We start from the raw sequence: 1221 nt of genomic DNA, 5'->3' as shown, positions 1-1221 counted from the left end.
GGTGAGTTCAACCCGTCGACGCAACGGCTTGGCTCAGCTTAGCGGCTGGCGTCTGGAAGCCCAAGGTCTTACGAGGTCTTTCGTTGAGACGTCTGGCGATCTTGTTCAAGAATGCCTGCGAATGGCGGGATAGATCCGTGCCGTCGGGGAAGTACTGCCGCAGAAGGCCATTGGTGTTTTCGTTCGAACCGCGCTGCCAAGGGCTTTGCGGATCGCAGAAGTAGACCTGCGTGTCGGTCGCCACGGTGAAGTTCTTGTGGCTGGCCATCTCACCGCCTCGATCCCACGTCAGCGATTTTCGCAGCGCGGTTGGCAGTGTTTTCACTTGCCGGCTCAGCGCCGAGACGACGCTGCTGGTGTCCTTACCCTTCACTTTCACCAGCATCACGAAGCGCGAGTGCCGTTCCACAAGCGTCGCGATGTGGGAATTGTTGCTGCCCGTGATCAGATCACCCTCCCAATGCCCTGGCACGGCGCGATCTTCGACTTCCGCCGGACGCTCCCGAATCGATACCGCGTCGATGATCCCGCCGCGAGGCATCGCGGTGGCCAGCTTTGAGTGGCGCATACGGCGACGCGTGCGCAGGTGCGCCAGGAGTTCCTTCTTGAGCAGGCCGCGCGCCTGGATGAACAAGCTCCGGTAGATCGTTTCGTGCGACACCTGCAGTGCCTGGTTGAGCGGGAACCTCAGCTTAAGCCAGCCGGCGATCTGTTCCGGCGACCACTGCTGGCCCAGCTTGCAAGCCACCAACCAGCGCAGACGAGGGTTATCGGCCAACCGGCAAGACTGTGGCCTCCGGGCTGCCTCCCAAGCGGCCTCATCGGCATGTGCGGCCCGATATCGGTCACGGCCACCATGCCGTGCCACTTCCCGGCTAATCGTCGAGGTAGGCCGCCCTAGGCTGAGCGCAATCTGGCGAAACGACTGGCCAGAAGCTAGGCATCGAGATATCTCTTCGCGGTCCATTAAGCTCAGCGACCGGGCGGATCGGCGACGTTCCCTCGGCGCGATCCCGCCTTGCGCGGCCAGAACCCCGAAAATCGAACCCGGATTCTTGTCAAAGAAGCGGGCAATGTCGCTGAGCGACTGGCCGCCCTTCCATCGTCGCCATAGATCTCGCTTCTGGGCTCGAGACATGCCGGGCCGCCCCATCCTTGCCATATCGTTCGCTCCTATCAGTGCAACTGTTGATCATGTTGCATTGACGGGTTGAACTCACC

1 protein-coding gene is annotated in these 1221 nt (G+C 61.6%); it reads right to left on the bottom strand.

From position 1 onward, the window contains the following. Positions 1-7 precede the first annotated feature (7 nt). Entirely contained in the window at positions 8-1162 is a 1155-nt protein-coding gene (locus tag QRO91_RS22415; protein WP_049439365.1) for an IS30 family transposase, read from the bottom strand. Positions 1163-1221: the final 59 nt, after the last annotated feature.

Source organism: Stenotrophomonas maltophilia group sp. Smal32, assembly GCF_030237085.1.
GTDB classification, from domain to species: Bacteria; Pseudomonadota; Gammaproteobacteria; order Xanthomonadales; family Xanthomonadaceae; genus Stenotrophomonas; species Stenotrophomonas maltophilia_Q.
The sequence above is the reverse complement of the archived record's forward strand: the minus strand, read 5'-3'. Positions and strand labels throughout refer to the sequence as shown.

Bases quoted from the DNA above. Each gene is read 5' to 3' on its own strand.
- QRO91_RS22415 (WP_049439365.1), bottom strand. From the start codon at position 1,162: ATGGCAAGGATGGGGCGGCCCGGCATGTCTCGAGCCCAGAAGCGAGAT.